The sequence below is a fragment of the Eubacterium sp. AF15-50 genome, from assembly GCF_934835595.1.
GTDB lineage: Bacteria > Bacillota > Clostridia > Lachnospirales > Lachnospiraceae > Eubacterium_G > Eubacterium_G segne.
Genome location: NZ_CAKVZL010000020.1, coordinates 1 through 21971 on the forward strand (window position 1 = coordinate 1; position 21971 = coordinate 21971).

Genomic DNA, 21971 nt, shown 5'->3' on the forward strand with positions numbered 1-21971 from the left:
AACTAACTGATGGGCATCAACTAAAGCCTTAATGGCATCAATTTCATATATGTCAATTGGCTTTGGACTGGCAATTATTCTTCTGTAACCATCCTCGCCTTCTTCGTATTCTACATAATTTCCCTTTTTCTTTTCATTTTCAGCTTCTTCCTTTGTCATAAGACGTCCGATAACCTTTGAAGGAGCATTAAATGCACGGTCAAAAGGATCAACTCTGACCTGAGTAATAATGGTACTTACAGGTTTGTAAATCCCTCTTGATAAAAGTTCAGTTCTAATGGCATTTTGTAAGTCAAATCCTATGTATCCCTGACTCATGGCACCACATATAGACATAGGTGCAACAGTTCTGTCCGGGTCAAGTCTTGAATACTCAGTCATAGCTGTCTGGATCATTCCAACCTGAGGTCCGTTACTATGAGTAATAATAACTTCATATTTTTCTTCTACTAAGTCTGCAATAGCCTTAGCAGCTAATTTAACACGCTCCTGCTGCTTAGGAAATGACTCGCTAAAGGCATTTCTTCCAAGAGCGACTACAACTTTTCTATTCTCCATAATGATAGTCTCCTTAAATGTAAAATGATATATCTAGTATAGAATAAAACAGCCTAAAATACAATAAATAACCTTGATAAAATCAAATAATTAAAGCTGGTCTGACAACTCTTCCCACTGTAACATTAAATCATCAAGCTTCTTACTGATATCGTTTTGTTCCTTACTGATTTCGTTTAATTTAGCTGAATTGGTAGATACGGAAGGATCCTCAAGCATTTCATCTAATTCATTTAATCTGTCTTCATATTTTTTTATTTTCTCTTCAACTTTAGAAATGTCATTTTTCAATTTTCTAATCCTTGCGGCTTCAGCCTTCCTTTCTAAATAATCAAGTTTATTATCTGAAACAGTTTTTGCTTCCTTTTCCTTGACAATTTCCGGGGCGAAGGTAGCAGTAAGCTGTTCTTTTTTTTCTTCATAGTAATCGTAATTACCAAGGTAATTAATTAATTTGGTATGAGTTAGTTCCAAAATACGGCTTGCAGTACGGTTAATAAAATAACGGTCATGGGACACATAAAATACTGTACCGGTGTAGCTGTTTATGGCATTTTCCAAAATCTCCTTTGAAGTCATATCCAGGTGGTTGGTAGGTTCATCCAAAATAATTAAGTTAGCCTCTGAAAGCATAAGCTTTGCCAGAGATAAACGACCTTTTTCACCACCGCTTAAATCGGAAACTAATTTAAAAACGTCATCACCCGTAAACATAAATGCAGCTAAGGTGTTTCTGATTTTGGTATTAGTCATATCAGGATAGGCATCTGCAATTTCCTCAAACAGTGTATTGCTGTCAGTAAGGTTATGCTGTTCCTGGTCATAATAACCGATATGCACGTTAGTACCTAACTTTACCATACCGCTATCGGCAGAAATAATATTATTGATGATTTTTAATATAGTGGTTTTACCTGTACCGTTATCACCAATTAAGGCAACATGCTCGCCACGTTTGATTTCAAAATTAATATCCTTAAAAAGCAGTGTGTTGTATGACTTAGAAAGGTTTTGAACAGTTAAAACGTCATTTCCACTTACACAGTCAGGTTCAAGGGTAATATTCATGGCAGCATTTAATTCTTCGGGCTTATCCACTAATTCAATCTTATCTAAAGCCTTCTCACGGCTTTCAGCACGTTTGTAAAACTTTTCCTGTTTATAAGAGCGAAGTTTGGCAATAACTTCTTCCTGATGTTTAATTTCACTTTGCTGTTTAAGGTAAAGATTAAGCTGCACCTCTCTAAGCTGTTTTTTCTTTTCAGCAAAGGCGGAGTAATTGCCGTCATAAATATGACACTTATGATTTTCAATTTCAATGACCTTAGTTACGATTCTGTCAAGAAAATATCTGTCATGGGCTATAATAAGTACCGCACCTTTATAGTTTAAAAGATAATTTTCCAGCCATTTAATGGAATTTAAATCCAAATGGTTAGTAGGTTCGTCTAACATTATAATGTCAGGCTTTCCTAAAAGGAGTTTACAAAGGGCAACTCTGGTTTTCTGCCCTCCAGATAATTTTCCCACTTCTTTATTAAAATCATCAGAAGTAAATCCTAAACCTTTAATGACACCTTCAATTTCACTTTTGTATGAATAACCATCTAACATTTGAAAGCGATGTTCAAGATTAGTATAGTCTTCAATAAGTTTTTGAAGGGCAGAACCTGACAGGTTAGCCATCTCCCTTTCATATCCCATAAGGCGCTGTTCCATGTTAATTATGTCCTGCTTAACGGATTTTACTTCTTCATATATGGAATTAGTGGAGCTTAAATCCTGATACTGGGCAAGATAACCGATGGTTTTATCCTTGCCAATGGTAACATTTCCATTATCAGCGCTAAGTTCCCCTATTAGAATTTTCATTATGGTTGACTTGCCGGCACCGTTATTTCCCACAATGGCTGCTTTTTCATTATCATTAATAAAGAAAGAACAGTCATCTAAAATAGTGTCAACACCATAAGATTTTGATATATGATTACATGATAATATCATTTGTTTTCTCCTGTAAAAGTAAATTTTCCTGGAAAACAGTTTACCATAAATAAGCATATTTTTAAACTATATGTTTATAAATCCCATTAACTTTAATATAGGCTGAAATTATGAGAAAATCCCAAAAATAAAAGAATGATAAATATTTGACAATGTTTCCCTATGTACTTATAATTAAACATTAGAGAAAAAAGAATGAGGAGTTAGCATGAATAAAATATCAAAAGCAGTTGTTTCAAGGCTGCCTCGTTATTATAGATATTTAGATGAACTAAGACAGGAAAATATTGAGCGTATATCTTCAAAAGAGTTAAGTAAAAGAATGAATGTTACAGCATCCCAGATAAGACAGGATTTAAACAATTTTGGCGGATTCGGACAGCAGGGATACGGCTATAATGTTCAGTATTTATATGAAGAAATCGGAAAGCTTTTAGGGCTTAACGTAACACATAAAATGGTTATCGTAGGTGCAGGAAATTTAGGTCAGGCAATTGCCAATTATGGCAATTTCAGAAACAGGGGATTTGAGATTACTGCGTTATTTGATAAGAATCCTGAACTGATAGGTAAAGACACAGCAGGCGGTAAGGTTTTGGACATTAGATACTTATATGATTATGTTAAGGAAAATAGTGTGGAAATTGTGGCACTTACATTACCTAAGGAACCGGCACAGAAAATAGCTGAGAAACTGGTAGAGTGTGGCATAAAGGCATTTTGGAATTTTGCCCATACGGATCTAGGAGTTTCGGGAGACATTATTGTTGAAAATGTCCATCTGTCAGAGAGTCTTATGAAGCTTACATATAGAATTTCAGAAAAAAACAATAGTTTAAACAAATAGGAGCATACTCATGGAGAATATCGTTAAAGGCACGGATATGAAGAAAATAGACAGCTATACGATAAATGAGATTGGAATACCATCATTGGTTTTGATGGAAAGAGCAGCAAAAAGTGTAGCTGATTTAATTGACAAAAATGAAAGAAAACAAAAAAATAATATAACAATACAGGTTATTGCAGGCATTGGTAACAATGGGGCAGATGGTGTTGCTATAGGCAGGATGTTGTATCTTTTAGGATATAACATCTGTATTTTTGTTATGGGAGATAAGGAAAAGGCAACAGAGGAATTTAAAACCCAGTTAAGTATTGTGGAAAAAATAGGAGTTCCTGTGGTATCTAGTGTTATAGATGCCGATGTGGTAGTTGATGCTTTATTTGGAATAGGTTTATCAAGGGACGTTACAGGTACATACGAACAGCTTATTTCGGAAATAAATAAAATGAAAAATATTATTTATGCCGTTGATATTCCATCAGGAATCAACGGAGATACCGGTGAAGTTATGGGATGTGCCATAAAAGCCAATTATACTGTAACTTTCGGTTGTCACAAAATAGGCACGGTATTATATCCGGGAGCTGATTACTGCGGACAGGTAGAGGTGTCAGACATTGGTTATCCGGTACAGTCTTACAATGAGGCTTCGGAAATATTAGAATATGCCGGTGTGGATGATTTGAAAATGATTCCAAAGAGAGCTAATTATTCTAATAAAGGAACATTTGGAAAAATCCTGATAGTGGCAGGCAGCAGGGATATTTCAGGAGCCGCTGTTTTGTGTGCTAAGGCTGCCTTTAGGGCAGGAGCAGGACTTGTAAGAATTTTTACCCACGAAAATAACAGGGATATTATTGCAAAATTAATTCCTGAGGCTATGATTAATACATACAACACAGAAAAATTTGACAAAAAAGCCTTTGAAGCATGTTTAAACTGGTGTGACGTTGTGGCTGTGGGGCCGGGAATAGGAATAGGAACCATACAGCAGATGATTGTGGAGCAGGTAATTGAGTCAAAAATCCCGGCAGTTATTGATGCTGACGGAATAAACAATATTGCTGCAGATGAAAGGGTTAAAAAGAACTTTCATAAGAAATTAATTTTAACTCCTCATTTAGGAGAAATGAGCAGACTTATAAATAAACCTGTTAAGGAAATTGCAGAAAACCTTATTTATTATGCCAAAGAGCTTAATTACAGGTACGGTGCCAATGTGGTTTTAAAGGATGCAAGAACCGTTATTGCAACTGACGGACAGATTTACATTAATCTTTCGGGAAATAATGGAATGGCAACGGCAGGAAGCGGTGATGCCCTTACAGGTATAATATCAGCCCTCATAGGTATAGGCTGTGATTTTGAAAAGGCAGCGGTAATGGGACCTTACGTTCACGGATTAGCAGGTGATATGGCAGCCCATAAAGTATCAAAAACAGGTCTTATGGCTACAGATATTATTGAAGAAATAAAAAGTGTAATTACAGATTAACAGGAAGTGAAATTATGGAAATTGACAAGTATTTTAGAGGTTATGCAACAGTTGACTTAGATATGATTCATAAAAATGTAGAGATTATGAAGGAAAGATTAAATGAAAATACAGGAATAGTTGCAGTAATAAAAACAGATGGTTACGGACATGGGGCAGTACCTATTGCTAAGGATTTAGATGATATATGTTACGGATATGCCGTAGCTACGGCTTACGAGGGCCATAACCTTAGAAGACATGGCATAGATAAGCCAATTTTTATACTGGGATATACTCAGGAATGTACTTACGATATGGTGATAGAAGAAGATATGTTACCTCCCGTGTTTACATTGGATATGGCAAAGGTTATGTCACAACATGCAGTTAATCTTAACAAAGTATTAAAAATAAATATTGCTGTAGATACAGGTATGAGCAGAATAGGATACATACCGTCTAATGAAGCTGCAGAGGAAATTGTGGAAATCAGTAAGCTGCCAAATATAAAAATTGAGTCAATATTTACTCATTTTGCCAAGGCGGATTATAAAGACAAATCCTTTGCAGATAAGCAGTTTGAAGAATTTTTAAAATTTGTTAATCTGGTGGAAGAAAAAGGGGTTAAAATTCCTATACATCAGTGTGCCAACAGTGCGGCAATGATGGAAATGAAAAAAACATCCCTTAGTCTGTCAAGAGCCGGAATTTCAATGTATGGCTTGTATCCATCAGATGAAATAGATAAGGACAATATGAAATTGTATCCTGCCATGGCAATTTACAGTCACGTTGTTTACGTTAAAAATATCGAAAAAGGACGGGGAATAAGCTATGGTCAGACCTATATTGCAAAGGATGACATGAAAATAGCTACTATTCCTTTAGGATACGGAGACGGATATCCACGTAATTTAAGCAATAAAGGCTATGTTCTTATTAATGGAAAACGCGCTAATATTGTAGGGCGCGTGTGCATGGATCAGTTTATGGTAGATGTTACGGGAATGGACGTAAAAGTAGGAGATTTGGTTACATTAGCAGGAACTGATGGAAGCGAGGAAATCAAAATAGATGATTTAGCGGAGCTTGCAGGAACTTTTAATTATGAATTTGTATGTGATTTAGGTAAAAGGGTTCCAAGGGTGTATTTAAAAAACGGTAAGGTAATTGGCACGAAAGACTACTTCACAGATGATTATGAAATAGATTTGTAAGGCCGGGGATTAAATTTAAAATAATCTTTTGAATACACATTCCAAAATGTGGAATACTATAACTAGTAAGACATTAGATGATTTGGAGTGTGAAAAAATGGTAATAAGAAGAGGGGATATTTTCTATGCCGACCTAAGACCGGTAATCGGGTCTGAACAGGGAGGAGTCAGACCTGTTTTAATAATTCAAAATGACACCGGAAACAGGCATAGTCCCACGGTGATTGTGGCAGCCATAACTTCCCGTATGACGAAGGCAAAACTGCCTACCCATGTAAAAATAAATAAAGAAAACTGTGACATTGTAAAGGATTCGGTTATACTTCTTGAACAATTAAGAACTATTGATAAGAAAAGGTTAAAGGATAAGGTGTGCCATCTGGACAATGAAATATTAAAAACAGTAGATTCCGCTTTGCTAATTAGTTTAGAGCTTGATACATAAACAAAAGCGGTATAGGGAAAGTTGACTATTAATTTAGAAAATGTTAAAATTTCTATTGAATTATGCGAATAGATTAAAATAAATAAAAAATTACGGAAGAGAGGGTAATTATGTCAGGACATTCAAAATTTGCCAACATTAAGCATAAAAAAGAAAAAAATGATGCTGCAAAGGGCAAGATGTTTACAATTATAGGAAAGGAAATTGCGGTAGCCGTAAAAGAAGGTGGAGCAGATCCTAATAATAATAGCAAGTTAAGAGATGTTATAGCAAAGGCAAAGGCCAACAACATGCCTAATGATACCATTGAAAGAGGTATTAAGAAGGCTGCCGGTAATGCAGCTGCAATTAACTACGAAACAGTGAGATACGAGGGATATGGACCAAATGGTATTGCCATTATTGTCGATGCTCTTACAGACAACAGAAACAGAACAGCTGCAAACGTAAGAAACTGCTTTACAAAGGGTGGCGGAAATGTTGGAGCACAGGGCTGTGTATCATATATGTTTGATGAAAAAGGTCAGATTATCATTGATAAGGAAGAATGCGACATGGATCCTGATGAACTTATGATGATATCAGTTGATGCAGGAGCAGAAGATTTTGCAGACGAAGAGGATAGCTATGAAATCATTACTTCACCTGAGGAATTTAGCAATGTAAGAGAAGCATTGGAAAAAGAAGGAATTAAAATGGCAGAGGCAGAAGTAACAATGATTCCGCAGAATTATGTAGAATTATCAGATGAAGACGCCATTAAGAAGATGAATATTATTATTGACAGGCTTGATGAAGATGAAGATGTTCAGCAGGTTTATCATAACTGGGACGAATAATTTTAATAGGATAAGGGATGAATACAGTACTTTTTGATTTAGACGGAACATTGCTTCCAATGGATATGAAGGAATTTACAGATACATATATTTTGCTGTTAAAGAATAGACTTGAAACAGCAGGCTATGATGCTAAAAAGATTATTGCGGCATTATGGGTGGGTGAGAAGGCCGTGGTACAAAATGACGGTCTTATTACTAATGAGGAATGTTTCTGGAAAGCATTTGAAAACTTTATGACAGATGGTAATGGAAAAATGGAGTCTAAAGTTAAAAGAAAACTGGAGAAGGAAATTATTAAGTTCTATAAGGATGATTTCGCTGTGGCAAGATATGTTACCCACCCTATAGATACAGTGGCAGAGTGTATAGACATACTAAAGGAAAAAGGATATCAGTTGGTAGTGGCAACAAATCCTGTTTTTCCGGAAATTGCCGTATATGAAAGATTAGGCTGGGCAGGTCTTAATCCGGAGGATTTTTCTTACATAACTACATATGAAAATTCATGTTTTGCAAAGCCCAATATTGAGTATTATAAGTTTCTGTTAAAAATGTTAGACAAGGATTCAGAGGACTGCATAATGGTTGGCAATGATGTACATGAAGACATGGTTGCAAGAAATATTGGAATAGATGTGTTTCTAATTGAAGGATATGTGGAAAATCAGTTTAATGAAGATACATTTGATATTAAAAAAGGAAATTGGAATTTATTTAAAGAATATATTTCCAATCTTCCAAATCTTAATTAAAGAGATAAAAGAAAAGGAGTTACATCGTAGCTCCTTTTTCTTTGCAAATATTTAATTAATCTTCATTATTTTCATAAAGCTTCTGATATATCTGCTCCGTATATTCATATATAAGGGCTTCGTCGGCGTTTTCAAATTGGTACATTAATAAATCCCTGATTTTATCTGCACGGTTAAAATAAAGTAATTCCATAGGCTGGGTAGTATCAAGATCTTCATCAATATCCTCAGCATGAATATTTTCATCTGCCCATGAAAGAAGCTCTTCAATAAGCTTATCTTCAGCATCAGCTTCTATTCTGACCTGCTTTGCATGCATAAATGAAACAATCCCTGCAATTATAAAAATAATGAAAACCCCACCCATAACTGAATTAAACAGCCATGATGTTTCTGAACTGATAGGAAGGGGAATAATCTTCATCCAAACTAAAATCATAAAAATAATTCCCACAATACCTACTAAAATCAAAGTATATGAAGATGACATAATATCATCATATTTGTCAGATAAGCGAACAAAGGAATGAACCTTATTTTCTGAAAAATTTGATAATTCTTCGTTGAAGTCAGTGGAAGCTTCAGGAATATCATCCACAGGCTGATTATCAACAGAAATTTTATCTTCAATGTTGCCTTTTTCCATAATCAATATCTCTCCTTGTAAAATAATTAATTTAATTATATAACAAGTAAGATGTTATAACAAGTAAATGAATTACAAAAATAAAAATATAAAATTGACTTTAATATTTTATTATGATATAGTTCTCTTGTTTAATTAATTAAAGTGTTAATGAATTATAACATTAAAAAGGAGAATACAATGAAAAAAAGAATTGCTTTATTACTTTCAGTTGCAATGTGTGCAACATTATGTTTATCAGGTTGCGGAAGCAGCGAAAAGAAAACAGGTGACAAGAAGGATGCTTCAAGTATGGTATATGCAGTAGAACAGGGCTCAGCCGGTGAAGAAGCTGCTAAGTCAAAGGGATGGAGCACAAACCCTGTACAGTCACAGGCAAAGGCTTTAATGGAAGTAAATTCAGGAACATCTGATGCTGCCATTATTGATTTACTTATGGCAGGTGCTATGATTGGTGAAGGAACAAGTTATCCTGACCTTAAATACACAGATAAGCTTACTACAGAAGAATATGGTGTAGGATGCAGAAAGGGTTCAGATCTTGCAGCATACATTAATAATTTCTTCAGTGAAATATATGCTTCAGGAGAAATGAAGACCATAGCTGATACATATAAGGTAAGTGATACCTTAGTAGAGCAGGCTAAAGCAGGTGAATATGTTGAAGGCGATGATGTTAAGTACATTAAAGATAAAGGAACATTAGTTGTTGGTATTACGGAATTTGAACCAATGGATTACAAAGATGAAGACGGAAACTGGATTGGCTTTGATGCAGATTTAGCAAAGAAACTTGCTGAAAAGTTGGGTGTTAAGATTAAATTTGTAGTAATTAACTGGGATACAAAAACAATGGAACTTGATTCAAAGAAAATTGACGTTGTTTGGAATGGTATGACATTGACAAATGAAGTTAAAAATTCTATGGAATGTACAAATGCTTACTGCAATAATGCACAGGTAGTTGTAGTTTCATCAAAATAAAGGTATAATAAAATTTAGAAAAATTATTTTAAGGCAGAGGGTTGTTTGCTCTCTGCCTTAAAACGGTAAAAGGATTAAGGAGAAACTTTATGTTTTTAAGCGTTACGGAAGAGTTACTTAGCGGACTTGGAATATCAGTAGAAATATTTATATTAACGTTAATATTTTCATTGCCACTGGGACTTATTATTGCCTTTGGCTCAATGAGCAGATTTAAACCTTTAAAATATCTTGTTGACGTGTTTGTATGGATTATCCGTGGAACCCCTCTTATGCTTCAGATTATTATAATATTCTATGGCCCGGGATTAATAGGATATTATGTGTGGACAGGGGATTCATGGAGCAGGGTTATTGCAACAGTAGTTGCCTTTACCATTAATTACGCCTGCTATTTTTCAGTTATATTCAGAGGTGGTATAGAAGGCGTTCCCGCAGGACAAAGGGAGGCAGGACAGGTTCTAGGAATGACTAAATTCCAAATATTCTTTAAAATCACATTACTTCAGATGATTAAGAGAATAGTGCCACCAATGTCAAATGAAATAATTACATTGGTTAAGGATACATCTTTAGCAAGAATTATATCTGTACAGGAATTAACGGTAATGGGGGAAAACTTTATGAAATCAGAGGGTATTATATGGCCACTGTTCTACACAGGGGTATTTTATCTGATATTCGTAGGTATTCTTACCATTTTGTTTAATTACATAGAAAAGAAATTAGATTATTTTAAATAAGGAGGTGTATTGAAATGGCAATGTTAGAAGTTAAAAATATAGAGAAACATTTCGGTAGCACCGATGTTTTAAAAAATATAAGTTTTGATTTAGAGGAAGGACAGACTTTGGCAATTATAGGTTCTTCAGGCTCAGGTAAGACAACTCTTTTAAGATGTCTTAATTTTCTTGAAATACCAAACGGTGGGACCATTGTAGTAAATGATGAAATTTTGTTTGATGCAAGTCAGATAAAAAGCAAAAAAGATAAGGATTTAAGAGACAAAAGACTTCATTTTGGAATGGTATTTCAGTCTTTTAATCTTTTTCCACAGTATACAGCATTGGAAAATGTTACATTAGCAGAAAAAATGCTGGCAAAGGATTTGCCTGACTTTAAGCAGAATAAAAAAGAAATTTATAACAAAATAGAAGAACATGGAAAAGAATTGTTGGCAAGAATGGGATTAGCAGACAGGGTTAATCATTATCCACACCAGCTTTCGGGAGGACAGCAACAGCGTGTAGCCATTGCCAGGGCTTTGGCACTTAAACCGGATATTCTTTGTTTTGACGAGCCTACATCGGCACTTGATCCTGAACTTACGGGAGAAGTGCTTAAGGTTATAAAATCCCTGGCTGAAGAGAAGACAACAATGGTTATTGTTACCCATGAAATGGCTTTTGCCAGAGATGTGGCAGATACTGTTATATTTATGGATGGTGGAGTGATTGTGGAGCAGGGTGATGCAAAGCAGGTAATTGAAAATCCACAGGAAGAGAGAACAAGACAGTTCTTATCAAGATTTAGTCAAAACTAGCAGGAGTTTATATGAAAATAATAATATTAACTGTTGGTAAAATTAAGGAAAAATTTTATACAGAGGCAGTGAATGAATATTTAAAGCGGCTTTCCAGATACTGCAAGGCAGAGGTGGTACAGGTGGCGGATGAAAAAACAGTGGAAAACTGTTCAGAAACAGAGGCTGATATGGTAAAAGAAAAAGAAGGAAACCGGATATTAGCTAAAATACCTGATGACGCCTATGTTATAACCTTGGAAATTAATGGAAAGCAGTTAGATTCTCTTGAACTGGCAGACAAAATTAATAGGTTAGGAATTAATGGGAAAAGTCATATAGTATTTGTTATTGGTGGGTCTTTGGGATTACACAAAAAAGTTTCAGACAGGTCTGATTACAAACTTAGTTTTTCTAAAATGACATTTCCTCATCAACTTATGAGGGTTATTTTACTGGAACAGATATATAGAAGTTACAGAATAATAAATAATCAGCCATATCATAAATAAAAAAAGCACGAAAGTGCTTTTTTTATTGCAGTAATGTTTCAAAAAACTAAAATAAAAGACTTAACAGGACACATATATGTCTTAATGATGTGCTATAATCTAAGATAATATAGCATAAAGGAGTGTTAAAATGTCAAAATCCATTCATAAGAAATACAGAGTTTTGGATATATTTATGAGATTAGTTTGTGGTGAATACGTTTCCGTAAAGAAATTATCCATGGAGTATCAGGTATCAACTAAAAGTATAACAAGGGATATTAATGAACTAAAGAATTTTTTATGCGACAATGAAGGAAGGTCTTTTGGGTGTGAAATAATGTATTCATATCAGGAAAGAGCGTATTATTTAGAAATGGATAACTTTCTTTTAAGCAAAGAATTGTTAGCCGTAATAAAGGTACTTATTGCCAGCCGTTGTTTTAATGAAAATCAAATGAAGCTTATTATAAATAAAATGGAAACATTTATGTCGGCTAAAGATAAGAAAATGACCAATGAGCTTACGTCTAAAGAGTTATATCATTACATACCGGTACAATCAGACTGTGATAATGTGTTAGATAATGTATGGGGAATTTCAAACTGTATAAGGGAACAGAAGGAGATTACCATTGAATACTATAAAATGGATAGAAGTAAAATAACAAGAAAGGTAAAACCGTTGGCTATTGTATTTAGCGAGTATTATTTTTATCTTATTGCTGCACACAGTGCAAATGGCTTAGAAGTTAACAGATTTTACAGAATGGACAGAATAGTCAGTTACATAAAGCACCGAACAGGTTTTTATATTGAATATAATGAAAGATTTGATGAAGGGGAGCTTAAAAACAAGATTCAATATATGTGGCCGGGACAGGGAATAAAGCGGTACGTTAAATTTGAATTTACCGGGCCATCAGTTCAGGCAGTATTAGATAAAATACCTGAATCTGAAATTGTAAAATGTGAAAATGGAAAATATACAATAAGTGCTAATGTTTATGGAGACGGAATAAAGATGTTTCTTCTTAGTCAGGGGGCATGGGTTAAAGTGCTAGAGCCGGAGGCATTTGTACAGGAAATGAAAGCAGAAATTACCGCAATGGGTAACAATTATGATTAATATTCTTCAATATTTACTAAATTTAATTTTTTTAATTGAAATAATGACTATTATCAGATATAATTGTAAAGGCAAATTTTTATGCATTAGATAAAATATATTTAATAAGGAGAACAAAAAAATGAAAAAGATTATTTCATTAGTAATGGTACTTGTTATGGCAACTGCTGTTTTCAGCGCATGTGGAAGCAAGTCATCAGATTCAAAAAGTGGCGGGGACGGAAAGCAGGTTCTTTCAATGGCAACTAACGCAGAGTTTCCACCATATGAGTATGTTGAAGGTGAAGATGTAGTTGGTATCGATGTTGATATTGCTCAGGCAATTGCAGATAAGTTAGGCATGGAATTAAAGGTTGATAATATGAACTTTGATTCAATTATTCCGGCTATTACATCAGGAAAAGATGCTATAGGTGCTGCCGGAATGACAGTAACAGATGAAAGAAAGAAAAATGTAGATTTTACAGATTCATATGCTACAGGTGTTCAGGTTGTTATTGTAAGAGAAGATTCAAAAATTACAGATGTTAAGGACTTAACAACTAAGGGTGCTGATAACACAATCGGTGTTCAGCTTGGTACAACAGGTGATATTTACTGTACATCAGATATTCAGGACAAGGGATTTGGTAAGGTTCAGCAGTTTAACAAAGGTGCTGATGCAGTTCAGGCTTTAGTTAGTGGAAAGATTGATTGTGTAGTAATTGATAATCAGCCTGCAAAGGAATTTGTAAAGGCTAATAAGGGTCTTAAGATTCTTGATACAGAATATGTAACAGAAGATTACGCAATTGCTGTTGCAAAAGATAATACAGAATTAAAAGATAAAATAAATGGCGCACTTAATGAATTAAAGGCTGAAGGTACTATCCAGAAGATTCTTGATAAGTATATCAAAGCAAAATAATTATAAAAAATTCGGCTGCCTGTAGCAGGGCAGCCTTTTTAAGATAAGAGGTTACAATGCAGATATTATTTAATGGTATGTGGAATATTAAATGGTTAAGTTCACTTAGTATAGCAGATATAAAGGAACAGTTTGATACCTGCTTTTTTTCAAAAAATTATTGGAAGTTATATTTAACCGGATTAGAAAACACACTTATAATTACTTTTTTCGCATTACTGTTAGGTGTGGCAATAGGAGCGTTAATTGCCATAGTAAGGACAACTTATACCAGACAGTATGACGAAATGAGGATGGGATTTGGAAAGATTATTTTAGCAATACTTAATTTTATATGTAAAGTTTATCTTACAGTTATAAGAGGAACGCCGGTTGTTGTTCAGATTCTTATAATTTACTTTATTGTATTCCAAAGCTCCAATGCTCAGATTCCAATTGCTGCTTTGGCATTTGGTATTAACTCAGGTGCCTATGTGGCAGAAATTTTCAGAAGTGGAATTATGTCTATTGATATTGGACAAAACGAAGCAGGACGAAGCCTTGGTTTCAATTATGCCCAGACAATGATTTATATTATTGTTCCACAGGCATTTAAGAATGTTATTCCAACTCTTGGAAATGAGTTTATTGTATTATTGAAGGAAACTGCTGTGTGTGGTTATATAGGTCTTATGGATCTTACAAGAGCAGGTGACTCGGTAAGAGCGGCTACTTATAATCCGTATTTCCCACTTATTTTCATTGCCGTTATTTATCTGGTTATGGTAATGTTCTTTACATGGCTTTTAGGAAAGCTGGAAAGGAGGCTGAGAAATGCAGAACGATAGTTTTAAGCCTCTGATTAAGGCAGAAAACATAAAGAAATATTATAAAAATGGTGAAATCAAGGCTTTAGATGACGTAAGTCTTGAAATAAAAAAAGGAGAAGTGGTAGTTATAATAGGACCGTCAGGTTCAGGAAAATCTACTATGCTTCGTACTTTAAATTTACTTGAAATACCAACTGAAGGAAAAATTACATACGATGGTGAGGATATTACAGATAGCAAAACTAATATTAACAATTATCGTATGAAAGTAGGAATGGTATTCCAGCATTTTAATTTATTCCCTCATATGAGTGTTTTAAAGAATATGACTATTGCACCTACTAAGCTTCTTAAAAAGGACAAAGAGGAAGCAAAAAATACTGCAATGGAGCTTTTGAAAAGAGTTAATCTTGAAAACAGAGCTGAAGCTTATCCTTCGCAGTTGTCAGGTGGTCAGAAGCAGCGTGTGGCTATAGCCAGAGCGTTGTGTATGGAGCCTGAGGTTATGTTGTTTGATGAACCTACATCAGCCCTTGACCCTGAAATGGTAGGAGAAGTTCTTAATGTTATGAAGGATTTGGCAAGACAGGGAATGACAATGGTGGTTGTTACTCACGAAATGGGTTTTGCCAGAGAAGTTGCATCAAGAGTGATTTTTATGGATGAAGGCAAAATCATTGAGGAGGGAACTCCGGAAATGATATTTGAACATCCAAGAAGTGAAAGAACACAATCTTTTCTGTCAAAGGTAATATAAAACCCAATAAAAAATAGAGCATCAATTTTGGAATGCTCTATTTTTTATTGCCTAAACTATAATTTAATTATTGTCTCTATATGGACCATAATACATTACACCTTTTTTAAGGGTCTTGCCTTTAATGGCATATAACTCACTTACAGTTACTAATTCATAGCCCTGTTTTCTAAGAGATGGTAAGGCTTTAATAAATCCCTGAACAGTTGTCTGATGAATGTCGTGTAACAATACTATCTGTCCGTCTGATGCAAAATTGAGTACGGTTCTCTTAACATATGAGGCATTTTTGTATTTCCAGTCTTCAGTATCCACAGACCAGTAAATCATTGGAACACCTGCATGTTTGCTTACTGTAGCATTATAGTTTCCATATGGCGGACGAAGTAAACTAGGTTCAACACTAATAACATCTTTTACGGCTTTTTTAGTGTTATTAATTTCGCTAATAACTTCTTTTTTAGGAATAGCTTTTAAATTCTTATGACTGTATGTGTGACTTCCAATTTCCATTCCCAAGTTGTATTCCCGTTTTAACTGACTGCTATATGCTGCGGCACGGTTTCCAAGAACAAAGAATGTGGCTTTGCTATGATACTTTTCTAAGGCATCAAGAAGAGTGTTGGTATATTCTCCCGGACCATCGTCAAAGGTAATGGCAATATATTTGGTATTTTGAACAAATACTTTGCATTTTACACTCTTGTTAGTGTATTTAGAAGTAGCTTTTATATATGCTGTACCATTAGACTTTCCTGTTACCTTACCATTTTTGTTTACAGTGGCAACCTTATTATTTGAACTTCTCCAGATGAGTTCCTCGTGAGCATACTTTTTCTTCTTTTTGTCACCGTATGTAATAATTGGTTTGAGTACACGCTTATCCTTTTTGTTAAGACGCATCTGGTCTTTGTCAAACTTAATGGTCTTTACAGGATTATATGGATTCCTTACTGTGATTTTACAGCGAACCTTAACATTTCCGCTTTGACTACTGCATATTATATATGTTTTGCCTGCTTTAACAGCTACCACTTTGCCGTTTTTGGAAATAGTGGCAACAGACTTATTTTTGCTGCTCCAGACGTAATCCTCGTTAGTATCAAAAGAATCCCCATCATATGTTACCTTGGCTTTTAATACACTTTTCTTTCCTTTAGTAAGAGTTAAAGAAGAGTGATTAAGAGTGATTTTTTTAATAAGATTAATTTCCGGTGTAGTAGAAGTTTCTACAACATCAGAAGCAGTAGTTTCTATAGTGGAGGAAGACTCCACGGCATGAGACGGCTTGGAATTGGCAAAGGCAATGCTAAATCCCAAGGCAGTAACCAAAACAACTGCTAATGCAGAAATTACTATCTTACGTGAATTTGATTTTTTCTTCATAAGTATTCCCTCTTTCTTTTGTTTTGTTAATTTAATTCTACAGTACAAAAATTTAAAAGTAAATAGAATAATAAATTTAATTAATCATATATTTTCATGAGGAGAATAAAAATGAGAGAGCTATATGAGTATTTTGATTTAAAAATTAAGGAAAAAGTGAAGAGGTGCCCGGAATATAACAAAATAACGGAGATTAGAATGAGAGTAAACAGCCCTTTGATTATAAATAAGGTAAATTCAGAGGAAGTTTTTAGAGATGTAATAATATCAGAGGATGATATTTCAGATACATTTAACATAGTCACGGATTATTCAGCATATGCTTTTGAAGACAATATAAAAGAGGGATTTTTGTCTGTGCCGGGAGGTCATCGTATTGGATTTGGCGGTGTAATAGTGAAGGAAAATAACCGGATAAAGGCAATAAAAAATATAAAATTTTTAAATATTCGTGTATGCAGACAAATTGAACATTACGGAGAAATGTTATATGAAAAAACAAAAAGCAATGAAAAAATTGAGAACATTCTTATAATCTCTCCACCGGGATTGGGGAAAACAACATTACTAAGGGATTATATTAAAAAAATCAGTAATGAAACACCGGGGACAAGCATATGTGTTATTGATGAGAGAAATGAAATATCAGGAATGTACATGGGAGTGCCTACCATAGATTTAGGTATTCGTACAGATATATTAAGTAACTGCACCAAAAAGGATGGGATATTAATGGCAATCCGTTCAATGGCACCTAAAATAATTGCCTTAGATGAAATAGGAAAAAAAGAGGATATAGAAGCCATAGAATCAGCCGGTGTAAGCGGAGTAAAGGTTATAGCTACAGCTCACGGCAGGGATGTGGAAGATGTTACAAAAAAGTTTGGACAAGATATGGTAAATATGTTTGAAAGAAAAGTAATTATAAAAAGAATAGGAGAGTACATATGTTGTTGAAAATATTTGGATGTTTATTAATATTTTCAGGTTGCGGTGGAATAGGATTTGGTATGGGAAGGGATTATAACGCCCGTATCAGTCAGTTAGAGCAGGTTAAGAAAATGCTGTTTTTACTGGAAGGGGAAATTAAGTATAACAATGGAGGAATATATGAATCCATGAAAAAATTAACAGGGATTTCAGATAATATAATGACGGGATTTTTTGAAGGTGTGATAAAAGATAATGTAGGCACATTGAAAGAGGCATGGCAGTTTAATATAGAAAAAAGTTTTGTAGCAGACAGTAAACTGTCAAAAGAGGATATAGCAATTATTGAAGATTTGGGAAATACAATAGGTATGACAGACAAAGAAACACAAATAAAAAATATTGATCATGCCATGGAATGTATTGATGACAATATAGGGGAATTAAAAAAATGTAAAACAGAGAAATGCCGGTTATACAGAACTACCGGAATAGCTGCAGGGGCATTTCTTGCCATTTTATTTTTATAACAAATGAAAGGTGAAGAAAGTATGGAAATAGGATTGATTTTTAAAATTGCTGCTGTGGGGATAATCGTGTCGGTTATAGGGCAGATATTAAAACACAGTGGCAGGGAGGAACAGGCATTTCTTACAAGTTTGGCGGGATTAATATTAGTTCTTATGTGGATTGTACCTTATATATATGATTTGTTTAAAACAATACAGAAATTATTTGAGTTATAAGAAGGAAAAAGATGCTTACAATAGGTGTGATAGGAATTGTCGGGGTAATTCTGGCGGTGTGGTTTAAAACAATTAAGCCTGAATATGGAATTATGATTTCAGTGGTGGTGTGCATATTTATTTTTGGATATTCCCTGCTGCGAATTTCCGATATTATTGAAATAGTGGACAGGCTTTCAGGAATGACTTCAATAAGTAAAGATTACATTAAAATTTTACTAAAAATAACCGGTATCACCTTTGTATCGGAAATATCCTCTGATATTGCTAAGGATTGCGGTTATTTAGCAGTGGCAAATCAGGTACAGATATTTGGAAAACTTACGGTTTTAGTAGTAAGTCTGCCGGTGTTTACGGAACTGATATATGCAGTTACATCCCTTTTAACATAAAGTATGGGAGAATTAAGTATGAGAAAATATGTTTACATGGCTATTGTGCTGGCAATATGTATTTGGGGAATAAATACCGTTACAATAAAGGCATCTGATTTAAATAAAAATGAAGAGTACATGTCAATTGACGATTTTGAAATAAATGACAGTATAAAAACTTTGGAGAAAAACGGATATCGGGATTTAAATTTCAGGCATATTTTAGATGAGATTATGAGTGGAAATGTTTTAGATGCAATAAAGGAATGCTCTAATGTGGTATATCAGAAAACAGTTGGGGATTTTACAATGGTTGAAAAAGCTCTTGGAAATTTGCTTTTAATTGTAATTTTATCTGCTTTTTTTACTAATTTTGCCAATGTGTTTTCAAATGAAGGAATATCTTCCACAGGATTTTACATATGCTATTTAATTGTTACTACAATGCTTATGACTTTATTTGAAAATTTTTGCCTGATTGCCACTGATTTTGTAAGGCTTCTGCTGGAGTTTTTGTGTGGCATTGTACCGGCGTATTTCCTGTCTGTGGCAATAACAGGTCAGGTGGCTGCGGCAGGATTTTATCAGCTTACATTAGTTATTATAAGTGTGGCACAATTTATATTTTTAAGGGTTCTTGTTCCAATGATAAAGGTTTATGTAACAATTAATCTTATAAATAATATATCAAAAGAGGATTTTTTATCCAAAACTTCGGATTTGCTGAAAAACGCCATAGCTTTTATTAATAAAACCGTCGTAGGTATAGTTGTTGGTCTTAATATTATTCAGGCACTGATACTTCCGGCAGTAGACGGAGTGAAAAACAATGCCATTAGAAAGGTAGTAGGAGCATTGCCGGTGGTAGGAGATGGCTCAGATGCAGTATGCGGTATATTGTTAGGCTCTGTTAATTTAATAAAAAATACCATAGGAGGTTTTGCCATAATTGTGATTATTATGCTTTGCGGAGTGCCTTTTATTAAAATTCAGTTATATTCCATATCAATGCAGATAGCCCAGGCAGTTGTACAGCCTGTAGCAGATAAAAGAATGATTAATAGTATAAGTTGTGTAGTTATGGGAATAAAGATGCTTGCCAAAGTGATTATCGGGGCTTCAATGTTGTTTATTATAAGCATTGCCATAATATGCATAGTGACGGGAAAGGAGTAGTATGGAATTTGTTTATGGATATATAAGAAATATTAGTATTTTTATGATTGTTACAACACTTATATTAAATATATTTCCGGAAAAAAGCAGTAAGAAATATATAAAACTTTTTGCAGGATTTTTGCTTCTAATGCTTATATTTAATCCTATTGTAAAATACAAAAAAAACAACATTAATGTAGATAAAATCATAAGTGAATATAGCCATGTAAAAATAGATAAAAACAGTAATTTAGAAAACAGTGTGAACAAATTCAGGGAGGATTTATTTGAAAGGATAAGTGAAAAGTATGAAGATGAATCTGAAAAAAATAATGGAAATTAAAAAAATAGGTAAAGAAAAACTGATGCTTTTAGTGTTGGCAGGAATAATGCTTATAGGAGCATCATATTTTGAAAATGGAAGGAGTGAAGGACAGACTAAAATAAGGGAGACGGAATATATTGGTGCAAGCCTTGAAGATGACTATGGAAAAATAATGGAAGAAAAAATCTCTAATATGATTGAAGGCATAAAGGGAGTTTCAAAGGTTTCCGTTATGGTTACTTTAAAGTCCGGAAATGAAAAGGTGGTAAAGGAAGACAGTGAGGATGAAGCATCTCAATCTAAAAAAGGGAGTGATGAGGAAAAAAGCAACAGTCAAAAGAAAAAGACGGTTATTTTGGAAAATGATAATGGAGAAAGTCCTTATGTGATAAAGGAAATGTATCCGGAAGTGGAAGGAATAGCCATTATGGCATCAGGTATAGGGGATTCTTCAAAAAAGGAGGAGATAATAAAGATGTTGTCTGCATTGTTTGATGTTCCCCTGCATAAAATATCTGTAGTAGAAATTGATTAAATATTAAGGGGGTAACATGAAAAAGATTTTTAAGAAAAATCAGTTTATCGTAACATTTCTTGCAGTATTAATTGCAGTTGCCGGATACTTGAATTATGCGGATAATGCAGATAAGAAAAAAGAGGCTGCAAAGGTAAATGGAACTACATATGAATCTGTTTATGACGGTGACAATCTTTTAACGGGAGATAATGATATTGAAAGCTTAGATGGGGAAGACGCTAATAATAAGGAAACAAAAGAAAGTGCAGGGGAAGAAACAACTAAAGAACCGGGGGCAGCAGTACTTACTAATGGCACTAATTTGGCTTCATACATGGCACAGGCAAGATTAAACAGAGAGCAGATAAGATCCAAAAATAAAGAAACATTGTTAGAAGTGATTAATAATAACGATATAAGTGAAGGTGAAAAAAAGAAAGCCGTAAAATCAATGGTGAAACTTACGGAATTAAATGAAAAGGAAAATACCATTGAGACATTACTTAAAGCAAAGGGATTTGATGATATCGTGGTAACAATTAGTGATAAACAGGCTGATGTAATAATAAGCGAAAAGGAAGTAGATGATGCAAAGAGAGCACAGATAGAGGATGTGATAAAAAGAAAAGCGGGAGTTAGTGTGGATAATATAACGATTACTCCTACAGGAACGAAATAAAAGCACAAAAATAAATAAGGTGCCGCTTATGGCAGCGCCTTATTTATTTTGTGTTATTTTTTAAATGGTTCTTTATTGCTTCAAAACTTTCTTTGCTAATAACATGTTCAATACGACAGGCATCCTGTACGGCAATGTCTTCCGGAACTCCCAGCTTTACAAGACATGTTGATATAAGCTGATGGCGCTCGTAAATCATTTCCGCAATAGCCTTTCCTTCATCAGTTAAATAGATAAAACCTGAATCTGTTACAGTTATATGATTTTTTTCACGCAAATTCTTCATGGCAATACTGACACTTGATTTTTTAAATCCCAGTTCGTTGGCAATATCAACGGAACGAACAACCGGGAGCTTTTTACTCAAAACCAGTATTGTCTCTAAATAGTTTTCTGCAGATTCATTACTTTTCATATATGAAAAACTCCTTAAAACGAATATTTACTGTAATTATACCACGTTATATAA

The 21971-nt window shown here is 34.2% G+C and carries 26 protein-coding genes and 1 pseudogene; 22 read left to right on the forward strand and 5 right to left on the reverse strand.

Annotation, left to right across the window (positions count from 1 at the left end):
• Together Q5O73_RS03930 and abc-f are read right to left on the reverse strand one after the other, a co-directional pair.
• A pseudogene (locus Q5O73_RS03930) lies at window positions 1–558 on the reverse strand (carbamate kinase); the annotation flags it as partial.
• Window positions 559–648: 90 nt separating this feature from the next.
• Entirely contained in the window at window positions 649–2562 is a 1914-nt protein-coding gene (gene abc-f, locus Q5O73_RS03935) for a ribosomal protection-like ABC-F family protein (RefSeq protein ID WP_021953270.1), read from the reverse strand.
• A gap of 208 nt (window positions 2563–2770) precedes the next feature.
• Here abc-f and Q5O73_RS03940 point away from each other — a divergent pair, with 208 nt between their 5' ends.
• The 6 genes from Q5O73_RS03940 to Q5O73_RS03965 all read left to right on the forward strand — a co-directional run bounded on the left by Q5O73_RS03940 (window position 2771) and on the right by Q5O73_RS03965 (window position 8142).
• Window positions 2771–3409, forward strand: a complete 639-nt coding sequence (locus tag Q5O73_RS03940; RefSeq protein WP_302625016.1) for a redox-sensing transcriptional repressor Rex — start codon at window positions 2771–2773, stop codon at window positions 3407–3409.
• 10 nt (window positions 3410–3419) lie between these two features.
• A complete protein-coding gene (locus Q5O73_RS03945; protein ID WP_302669075.1) occupies window positions 3420–4904 on the forward strand; it encodes an NAD(P)H-hydrate dehydratase in 1485 nt (494 codons plus the stop codon).
• 14 nt (window positions 4905–4918) lie between these two features.
• Window positions 4919–6103, forward strand: a complete 1185-nt coding sequence (gene alr, locus Q5O73_RS03950) for an alanine racemase (RefSeq protein ID WP_368076741.1) — start codon at window positions 4919–4921, stop codon at window positions 6101–6103.
• A gap of 97 nt (window positions 6104–6200) precedes the next feature.
• A complete protein-coding gene (locus Q5O73_RS03955; protein ID WP_118588458.1) occupies window positions 6201–6548 on the forward strand; it encodes a type II toxin-antitoxin system PemK/MazF family toxin in 348 nt (115 codons plus the stop codon).
• 110 nt (window positions 6549–6658) lie between these two features.
• Window positions 6659–7387 carry a YebC/PmpR family DNA-binding transcriptional regulator gene (locus Q5O73_RS03960; protein ID WP_021953265.1) on the forward strand — a complete coding sequence of 243 codons (729 nt, stop codon included), beginning with the start codon at window positions 6659–6661 and terminating at the stop codon, window positions 7385–7387.
• A gap of 17 nt (window positions 7388–7404) precedes the next feature.
• Window positions 7405–8142, forward strand: a complete 738-nt coding sequence (locus Q5O73_RS03965; protein ID WP_021953264.1) for an HAD family hydrolase — start codon at window positions 7405–7407, stop codon at window positions 8140–8142.
• Window positions 8143–8197: 55 nt separating this feature from the next.
• Here Q5O73_RS03965 and Q5O73_RS03970 read toward each other — a convergent pair whose 3' ends face one another.
• Window positions 8198–8788, reverse strand: a complete 591-nt coding sequence (locus Q5O73_RS03970; protein WP_302669076.1) for a hypothetical protein — start codon at window positions 8786–8788, stop codon at window positions 8198–8200.
• Window positions 8789–8968: 180 nt separating this feature from the next.
• Between Q5O73_RS03970 and Q5O73_RS03975 the strand changes: the two genes are divergently transcribed.
• The 8 genes from Q5O73_RS03975 (at window position 8969) to Q5O73_RS04010 (ending at window position 15387) form a co-directional block, all read left to right on the forward strand.
• Window positions 8969–9772 (forward strand): transporter substrate-binding domain-containing protein, encoded by an 804-nt coding sequence (locus Q5O73_RS03975; RefSeq protein ID WP_118588461.1) that lies wholly within the window; start codon window positions 8969–8971, stop codon window positions 9770–9772.
• An 89-nt stretch (window positions 9773–9861) separates the two neighbouring features.
• Complete coding sequence (locus Q5O73_RS03980) at window positions 9862–10515, forward strand: amino acid ABC transporter permease (protein ID WP_021953261.1); 654 nt, start codon at window positions 9862–9864, stop codon at window positions 10513–10515.
• Window positions 10516–10529: 14 nt separating this feature from the next.
• Window positions 10530–11315, forward strand: a complete 786-nt coding sequence (locus tag Q5O73_RS03985) for an amino acid ABC transporter ATP-binding protein (RefSeq protein WP_302669077.1) — start codon at window positions 10530–10532, stop codon at window positions 11313–11315.
• 11 nt (window positions 11316–11326) lie between these two features.
• Window positions 11327–11806, forward strand: a complete 480-nt coding sequence (gene rlmH / locus Q5O73_RS03990) for a 23S rRNA (pseudouridine(1915)-N(3))-methyltransferase RlmH (protein ID WP_021953259.1) — start codon at window positions 11327–11329, stop codon at window positions 11804–11806.
• 130 nt (window positions 11807–11936) lie between these two features.
• A complete protein-coding gene (locus tag Q5O73_RS03995; RefSeq protein ID WP_302669078.1) occupies window positions 11937–12914 on the forward strand; it encodes a YafY family protein in 978 nt (325 codons plus the stop codon).
• Window positions 12915–13035: 121 nt separating this feature from the next.
• Window positions 13036–13821 (forward strand): transporter substrate-binding domain-containing protein, encoded by a 786-nt coding sequence (locus Q5O73_RS04000; RefSeq protein ID WP_021953257.1) that lies wholly within the window; start codon window positions 13036–13038, stop codon window positions 13819–13821.
• Window positions 13822–13877: 56 nt separating this feature from the next.
• A complete protein-coding gene (locus tag Q5O73_RS04005) occupies window positions 13878–14648 on the forward strand; it encodes an amino acid ABC transporter permease (protein WP_243052967.1) in 771 nt (256 codons plus the stop codon).
• 10 nt (window positions 14649–14658) lie between these two features.
• Window positions 14659–15387 carry an amino acid ABC transporter ATP-binding protein gene (locus Q5O73_RS04010; RefSeq protein ID WP_368076743.1) on the forward strand — a complete coding sequence of 243 codons (729 nt, stop codon included), beginning with the start codon at window positions 14659–14661 and terminating at the stop codon, window positions 15385–15387.
• 63 nt (window positions 15388–15450) lie between these two features.
• Here the strand turns inward: Q5O73_RS04010 and Q5O73_RS04015 are convergent, their stop codons facing one another.
• On the reverse strand, window positions 15451–16773 hold the full coding sequence (locus Q5O73_RS04015; protein ID WP_302669080.1) for a polysaccharide deacetylase family protein: 1323 nt from the start codon (window positions 16771–16773) through the stop codon (window positions 15451–15453).
• 111 nt (window positions 16774–16884) lie between these two features.
• Here Q5O73_RS04015 and Q5O73_RS04020 point away from each other — a divergent pair, with 111 nt between their 5' ends.
• The 8 genes from Q5O73_RS04020 to Q5O73_RS04055 are packed head-to-tail and all read left to right on the forward strand — an operon-like array spanning window position 16885 to window position 21502.
• A complete protein-coding gene (locus Q5O73_RS04020; RefSeq protein ID WP_302669081.1) occupies window positions 16885–17730 on the forward strand; it encodes an ATPase, T2SS/T4P/T4SS family in 846 nt (281 codons plus the stop codon).
• Window positions 17721–18233 carry a stage III sporulation protein AB gene (locus Q5O73_RS04025; protein ID WP_302669082.1) on the forward strand — a complete coding sequence of 171 codons (513 nt, stop codon included), beginning with the start codon at window positions 17721–17723 and terminating at the stop codon, window positions 18231–18233. The genes Q5O73_RS04020 and Q5O73_RS04025 overlap by 10 nt, the downstream gene beginning before the upstream one ends.
• 21 nt (window positions 18234–18254) lie before the next feature.
• Window positions 18255–18449, forward strand: coding sequence for a stage III sporulation protein AC (gene spoIIIAC, locus Q5O73_RS04030; RefSeq protein ID WP_021953251.1), 195 nt, complete (start codon window positions 18255–18257; stop codon window positions 18447–18449).
• 11 nt (window positions 18450–18460) lie between these two features.
• Window positions 18461–18841 (forward strand): stage III sporulation AC/AD family protein, encoded by a 381-nt coding sequence (locus Q5O73_RS04035; RefSeq protein ID WP_118588466.1) that lies wholly within the window; start codon window positions 18461–18463, stop codon window positions 18839–18841.
• Window positions 18842–18859: 18 nt separating this feature from the next.
• Entirely contained in the window at window positions 18860–19999 is a 1140-nt protein-coding gene (locus tag Q5O73_RS04040; protein WP_021953249.1) for a stage III sporulation protein AE, read from the forward strand.
• A 1-nt stretch (window position 20000) separates the two neighbouring features.
• Window positions 20001–20324 carry a stage III sporulation protein AF gene (locus tag Q5O73_RS04045; RefSeq protein ID WP_118588468.1) on the forward strand — a complete coding sequence of 108 codons (324 nt, stop codon included), beginning with the start codon at window positions 20001–20003 and terminating at the stop codon, window positions 20322–20324.
• On the forward strand, window positions 20290–20841 hold the full coding sequence (locus tag Q5O73_RS04050) for a hypothetical protein (protein ID WP_302669083.1): 552 nt from the start codon (window positions 20290–20292) through the stop codon (window positions 20839–20841). The genes Q5O73_RS04045 and Q5O73_RS04050 overlap by 35 nt, the downstream gene beginning before the upstream one ends.
• A 16-nt stretch (window positions 20842–20857) precedes the next feature.
• Window positions 20858–21502: a SpoIIIAH-like family protein gene (locus tag Q5O73_RS04055; protein ID WP_021953246.1), complete on the forward strand. Its 645-nt coding sequence runs from the start codon at window positions 20858–20860 to the stop codon at window positions 21500–21502.
• Window positions 21503–21545: 43 nt separating this feature from the next.
• On the opposite strand, the gene Q5O73_RS04060 is transcribed toward Q5O73_RS04055, so the two are convergent.
• A complete protein-coding gene (locus tag Q5O73_RS04060) occupies window positions 21546–21917 on the reverse strand; it encodes a metal-dependent transcriptional regulator (RefSeq protein ID WP_021953245.1) in 372 nt (123 codons plus the stop codon).
• Window positions 21918–21971 lie beyond the last annotated feature (54 nt).